Origin of the sequence: Ancylomarina longa, assembly GCF_003996985.1 — a bacterium.
GTDB lineage: Bacteria > Bacteroidota > Bacteroidia > Bacteroidales > Marinifilaceae > Ancylomarina_A > Ancylomarina_A longa.
Genome location: NZ_RJJX01000044.1, coordinates 1 through 6,867 on the forward strand (window position 1 = coordinate 1; position 6,867 = coordinate 6,867).

Annotated in this window: 4 protein-coding genes; all 4 read right to left on the reverse strand. The window is 35.3% G+C overall.

Features of this window, described 5'->3' with window-relative positions:
- Positions 1–269 precede the first annotated feature (269 nt).
- The 4 genes from DLK05_RS17600 to DLK05_RS16195 all read right to left on the reverse strand — a co-directional run bounded on the left by DLK05_RS17600 (position 270) and on the right by DLK05_RS16195 (position 4,205).
- Entirely contained in the window at positions 270–1,688 is a 1,419-nt protein-coding gene (locus DLK05_RS17600; protein ID WP_209319929.1) for an exonuclease domain-containing protein, read from the reverse strand.
- Between the two features lie 215 nt (positions 1,689–1,903).
- Positions 1,904–2,668 (reverse strand): hypothetical protein, encoded by a 765-nt coding sequence (locus DLK05_RS16180; protein WP_127345051.1) that lies wholly within the window; start codon positions 2,666–2,668, stop codon positions 1,904–1,906.
- A 29-nt stretch (positions 2,669–2,697) separates the two neighbouring features.
- A complete protein-coding gene (locus tag DLK05_RS16185) occupies positions 2,698–3,258 on the reverse strand; it encodes a hypothetical protein (protein WP_127345052.1) in 561 nt (186 codons plus the stop codon).
- Between the two features lie 548 nt (positions 3,259–3,806).
- A complete protein-coding gene (locus DLK05_RS16195) occupies positions 3,807–4,205 on the reverse strand; it encodes a carboxypeptidase-like regulatory domain-containing protein (protein ID WP_127345053.1) in 399 nt (132 codons plus the stop codon).
- Positions 4,206–6,867 lie beyond the last annotated feature (2,662 nt).

Below are 6,867 nucleotides of genomic sequence, written 5' to 3' on the forward strand. Positions count from 1 at the left end.
CTAGTTATAATTTTTACAGCGTGTTGGGATGAGTTTTGCTGTGAATACCACTAATGTAAATTTTAAGCTATTCTGATTCATAAATTTACTTTTAAAATTTCATTTCCTTTTGTATAGTTTATACATTGGTGTATGAATAGTAGACGATGGCGTTGCACTTTCCTGTCAAGTTACAAGAAAGCTGAAGCGGGACACTACCCTCGAATTTATTGTTGTCCCGGGTAGTTCAACATGTACTCATCGCTGGGTCTTGCAGACCGCTCATAGTTCTATTTATTGGCAACCGTTATTTGTTCTTTTGTTTTATTAAATTCTTTCATTATTGTCTGTGCAAACTTTTTTACCTTTTTCGGATAATCATTTTCATCCAAATCAGATTCGATAAAATCTACCGAACTGTCAAGTTGCTCGTAAAATTCACTAATTGTGATTTTGTTTTTCATTAAATCGAAATTCATTTCCGTTAATTGGTCAATTTCAGATTCTATAGTGAAGAGTATTTCTAAGTCATCATCTTCGTACGATTCAATATTAAAATCCTCGTATGCAGTTTCAATCTTTTCCAATTGGATTTGAAAATTATTCGCAAAATTTCTTTTTTCGTCATGACTAAATTCTGGAATACTATCTAAAAACTCTTGTTCTTTTTTACTTGATTCAATTAATAGTTCTTTCTGCTCATTTGACAACCCGTTAAAAGCCTCTGCGACTTTTTCTGTAAGATTTATCTCAATTGTTAAAGATTGATTTTTTTGAGGTGACTTTTTAGTTTCTTTTATAGTTGGTGTATCAATTGGAACTTCAATATTTAAATCTTTGTCCTCATCATTGCACATTTTTATAAAATCCTTTTCGGATAAAATTTTAATTATTTTTCCTTTTTCAATAAGTTCTTCAGTTTTTCGGTGTTTTGAACTTTTTTCGTAACCAGCTAATTTTGTTGAATCTTGTGTTCCTACCACTAAGATTGTGGTTTTTTGTGTAACGGAGTTTAAAACATTACACCCTATTTTGGCTGCAATTCCAGCAGCTTCTTTTCTTGGAAGTGATAAAGCTCCAGTAAAAACTAAATTTTCACCGAAAAGAGAACCTTCTGGATTTCCATCTTGTTTGATTGATGCTGAATAGTCAGATTTTGAAGTATTTTGATTTATTGGCATTCCAATTCTTTGGAACCAATCTTCGATTGACATTTCTTTAATTAAACATGCATTAGCAACAACTAAACCTGCTGCGATAGCATCTTGAAGTGCATCGTGGTGTTCAAATTTAATTTCTAAGTAGTCTGCGATATTTTTTAACCCATATCCTTTGTAAGCAAATTGTTCCCAAGTACGCCTTGTTATTTTAGCCGAGTCCAACCATTTTGTTTTTATTGGCGATAATTGATATTCTTCACAAACCCTATTTAATGCAACTCGGTCAAATGGCATGTGATGAACAGTAATTTTTTCTTCCAGTCGATTTTTAATTTCCTCGTAGATTTTATCAAAAGTAGGGGAGTTTTTAACGTCAGATTCATTTATGCCATGAATGGAAATATTGAATGGGTCAAAATATGATTCTGGATTAATCAATGTGCTCCATTTATTAATGACTTTTCCATTTTCAAATTCCGCAATTCCTATTTGACAGATACTGGAATAATCTGCATTTGCAGTTTCAACATCTAATGCTAAATATTTCATTTTGTTTGGTTTTTATAATGCCCGCTAACGGTTTGACTAAATGCTGTACGGGATTTCGAAGTATAATCTTGTCAAGTTGTGCTGAGCCAATTCGTTTATTTCTAATTTCATTTTTCTCGTCAAGTCGTCGAAGACGAATTGGCGTTGTTAATACAAAGAATTGTAGTTAGATTACCAACTAAACCCGTATGGCATTTAGTTTTTGTTAACAAGCGTTATTCTTTGCTTTCTATTGCACCTGTATAATTTAAAAGAAATTCCATTCCGTATCCTCTAGGAAGATTGACAATTGACAGTGTATTATCTTCTTTTAAACGGAATGACTTGAAATTCTTATCTATTGAATTCTCAGAGATAAAGTATAGTACAATATACCCATTGATGATTATCGAGTAGTAAGTTTTTCCATTCTTCTTATGCAAACGAGGTTGCCCTATTACATCAGTGGCCATTTTCTTATCATTTCGCCAAGACATGACGGCAATCTCAATGTCATTGTCATTAGATGGATTGTCTTCAATTAGCTGTTTTCTAATTTTTTCCTCATAAGGTCCTAATTTGACTTCTTGAAATGTCTTTCTTGTAGAGATGTCTGAACGCCACAGGATTGTTAATAGACCTAATTTTAACAACTTATAATCAACATTTCTGATTTCCAAAAATTCAACACCATTTTCATTTCTTATTTTTCTACAAATTGGTTTTTGTTCTTTTGGCATATCTGATTTAGAAAGGATTTTTCCTAAATAGGTTTCATATTTTCCCAATACTTCACCGTCACATTCCTTGCAAAGCAGACCGCCCTCGTATTCTCCTGTAGGCGGTTTGGAAATTCTAGTTAATCCTAGTTTGAAACCTTTAGCATTAAATTTTTTAATGCGATGATTTTGATCATAGAGTTCTTTGTGAAGAAAATCAGGGATAATATGCGATTTCTTAATTAGAGGTTTCTCTTGCTTACATAGTTTGCATATAGGCATAAGCGTAATGTTTAGCTATTAATTCTAGTTTAAAAAATTGAAAAAATTAATTGTAGCAAGTATGCAACAACAACAATCAGAATAATTCCCGAGATATTATAAGCAAAAATGGGGTTTCTCTTATAGTATGACCTGATTATCCCAATCCAAGAGTCATTTCCCTCTCTTGTATCAAACTGAAAGTCCACCTGATATTCAATCTTTGAACATCTTTTTTGAGTAGGTTCATCTTTGTTTAAGTACCAAAGAAGTCTTAATGTTTTTTGTGATTGGCGTATAGTATGGAAAGTAGGATATGGACTGATTGTTGAAGTTTCTTTATTAATAATTGTTACAATAGTATTTAAACACTCTGAAGCAACAATACTACTTAACCTTTCTATTTCAACATCGGATAGTACTTGAAATTTTTCAATAGCATGTATTTCTGCTACACACTTCTGGCAAATATCATATGTAGTCTCGAGACTTAAAAAACTATTTCGATGGAGCTCTAAAAGTTTATTTACTTCTTTAATACATTCCGCTGTATCTTTTCCCTGAGCGTATTTATACAATAACTCTGATTCTGATATTTTAAAAGGTCTCATGTTATTCTACTTATGTTTTTTTGCACTTACTTCTTCTATGCAACTCTAATGCTTGCTAACGTTAAACTGTAAGAATCCGTCACTAGTTATGATTTTTACAGATTGTTATCAGCTGTTGGGCTGTGAATGCTACCTTAGTTCAATTATTACCGCCCTTTTTCAAAATAATTGATCTTTTTAAAATTTTATTCCCTTTTGTAAGTTATTGTTATCCTAATTGTTATTGGTTAAAATCACATCTAATGGACTCTTAATTTTTGCAAGAGATTTATTACTCACAGGAGTATAAACCTCTGTCGTTTTCAAACTTCCCTACCCCAAACCTTCCTGTATAAATCTCAAACCTATTCCTTACTCCCACCAAATTGTTAGTCTGTACTAAATCGTCTAGTCTAATCTCCCCTTTCGCATTTAGTATGTTTTATAAAAGCCCCCTAAAATTAAATATATAATTTAATATAGCATCCTCTTTTATCAAATTATGATCATAGAATCATTTTAAATAAGATTTACACTAATAAAAATAGGCTGCCGAACTAGTCGGCAGCCTAAAACATATAAGCTGCGAAAGCATTTTTATTTACGATTGACCAGGACGTGCCAGCTTCTTCAATTTGCACTGGTGTAAATGCAACATCCAGTACAATAGGTTGATCGGGCAGTATCACCAGCTTTTTCACTACGGTGATGTAAGCACTTCGGCTAAAGGCTATTTCGTGCATCCCCGGACTTAGGTTTGTAATGAAATAACCGCCTTTTTCGCCACCCTTTACCTGAGGTTTTTGTCCGTAGCTACTTACCCGAACACGGCGTATTGGCTTTCCGTTCACAGCATCGGTGAAGATACCCTGAATGGCTCTAGTGCGAACCATGCTACCAGGGATTTCGATACTGCTCAGAAAATCCTGATACAAGGCAGCATTGCTTTCGGCGTATTTACTGCGCATGTACAGTTTCAGCACATTGTTAAGCAAATCGTTATTTTTCTAATACATTTGATTAATACCATCAACTATTCTAGTTAAGCACGGCAACTGCAGGTATAATAAGCGTTAAAGGTTCGAAGCACCCTGTGCTATTCGTAATCCTTGTTGGCTTGTTTCGCATATTATCATGTTTCTGACTTATTGTATTCCTATATTTTGGCTTTACATGTCATTATACATAGCTATACTCGCCCAACTTCTTACGATACTTTCGCTTCCCCTATCCTCTACTTTCTTTACAATCCTCTGTCCTTTCCACTCCCCTACTATGTATTCGCAATTTATTTTGCTTTACGCTTTTTCTGATTCTCTTTAGTTTTTTTCTTTTCTCTTGACATGTAACGACTATTATCATCGCATGTAACGCTGTTTTGATTACTTGTAACGGCTCTAATCATTACATGTAAGTCTGTTTTAATTACTTGTAACGACTCCTATCATTACATGTAACCTCTTTTTGATTACTTGTAACGACTCTTATCATTACATGTAAGTCTGTTTTGATTACTTGTAACTACTCTTATCATTACATGTAAGTCTGTTTTGATTACTTGTAACGACTCTTATCATTACATGTAACCTCTTTTTGATTACTTGTAACTATCCTTATCATTACATGTAACGCCGTTTTGATGACTTGTAACTATCCTTATCATTACATGTAAGTCTATTTTGATTACTTGCAACGACTCCTATCATTACATGTAACCTCTTTTTGATTACTTGTAACTGTCCTTATCATTACATGTAACAGTACGACTAGCTTCCCGCGTTCCTTTTATCTGTCCTTTCCACCAGGCTTTTCTTTATCCGCTTCTCTCCCCTATTTACGCTTCTGATAGATATTCTAGACATTTTTGGCGCTTATCCATCAGCGCTTTTCTCCTTTCCTTAGCCAGCAGCATGGCCTACCTTCCTCTTTGCTTTTCTACGATCTATGTTATACATACTTACTTCTACCATAATATCTCACCTACAGCTTATTGCTAATTAGTCCTTCTCTCGCCAATACAAGCTTTAAGTGAAATAGCAAAAACAGGTACATACAAATAGTCTTTAAAGCTTGATTTTGTTGGCCTTGAAGATGATTGAGGTTTCCTCAATCTATTTTCCTCCAATCATTACCGATTTTAGTTCGATGAACCATATATGTGCTGAAACTTATTTATGTTTTGATTTGAGTTTATGAATTTAAAAATTATTTTAACAAAGCCCACACTATTTTAACTATTTTTTTGATTGATAGGTAAATTATTCTCCCTGCATATACCTTCTTCATAATATCCTAATTGCTGATAAATAGACAATTAGACATATTTCCTTGCATGTAAAATTTTGGATCTGAAACTGAATTTCATAATAGTATGCGTATATGCATTTTATATTTACTCGGGAATTCACTATTTGCACCCCTCTGTCCTATCAGACATCTCCCCTGAAATGGGAGAACGCCATAAATTAACGGATGTGCAACTTGTTGGAGATTGCCACGGCTACGTGCCTCCGCCTCACAATGACACTCAATAATGGCTGTCTTTGCGAAGTAGCGATAGCGAATGAAGCAATCTGCTGCTAGTTGTGATTCCTTTCCAAACTCTTTCTTATTTCCGTCGCGAAGAATCATTTCACACTAAAGCATCACTTCAGTCAGCTAATCCCATAGCCTGAAGGGCTAATGTACTATAACTAGGGGCATCGCCCCTAGTATAAGCTGTAAGTCTTCAGCCTGAAGGGCTGGAATATATCAGGCCTTCAGCCTGAATTAACCGTGGTACATAAATACCAGGGGCGATGCCCCTGGCTATGAGATTGGAGCCTTTCAGGCTCTACTAAATGCGCAGCTAATTGCAATTGTTTTGAATTTGGCAGTGTTCGTACAGATTGCCGCGCTACGCTCACAATGATAGCTATGAATTAGCGCATTTGTAGTTTGTTGGAGATGCTCTGAAGAAATGGAGCAGTCTGCTGATGTGTGGATGCGCGCTGGCCTGAAAAAAATGCGGGCCGGCGGTGGGATGAATGGATATTTAGGCTTTTCTGCTAACCAGAAAAGTCGTTAAGAATATCCAGAGTGTAAGGATAGCATATTTTTTTCTTGATTTTTTGGTTCTTTTTGCATCAAGGCAAAATGAACGAAAGCATTGCACTCCTATCTCTGAACAGATTTCCTATTTCGTCGCGAATAATCCAATTACCTCTAATCAAGGAAAGCATGCGCGACGATAAAATTGGGATTCCTTATCCCGGGATGGCAGTCGCTTATTACTCCTTTATCCCGGGCTATGGGATTGGAGCCTTTCAGGCTCTACTAATACGAAGCTAATTGCAATTATTTTGAATTTGGCAGTGTTTGGGCAGATTGCCACGCTAGGCTCGCAATGATAGCTATGAATTAGCGCATTTGTAGTTTGTTGGAGATGCTCTGAAGAAATGGAGCAGTCTGCTGATGTGCGGATGCGCGGTGGCCTGAAAAAAATGCGGGCCAGCGGTGGGGTGAATGGATATTTAGACTTTTCTGCTAACCAGAAAAGTCGTTAAGAATATCCAGAGTGTGGGGATAGCATATTTTTTTCTTGATTTTTTGGTTCTTTTTGCATCAAGGCAAAATGAACGAAAGCATTGC

Bases quoted from the DNA above. Each gene is read 5' to 3' on its own strand.
- DLK05_RS17600 (WP_209319929.1), bottom strand. From the start codon at position 1,688: ATGAAATATTTAGCATTAGATGTTGAAACTGCAAATGCAGATTATTCC.
- DLK05_RS16180 (WP_127345051.1), bottom strand. From the start codon at position 2,668: ATGCCTATATGCAAACTATGTAAGCAAGAGAAACCTCTAATTAAGAAA.
- DLK05_RS16185 (WP_127345052.1), bottom strand. From the start codon at position 3,258: ATGAGACCTTTTAAAATATCAGAATCAGAGTTATTGTATAAATACGCT.
- DLK05_RS16195 (WP_127345053.1), bottom strand. From the start codon at position 4,205: ATGCGCAGTAAATACGCCGAAAGCAATGCTGCCTTGTATCAGGATTTT.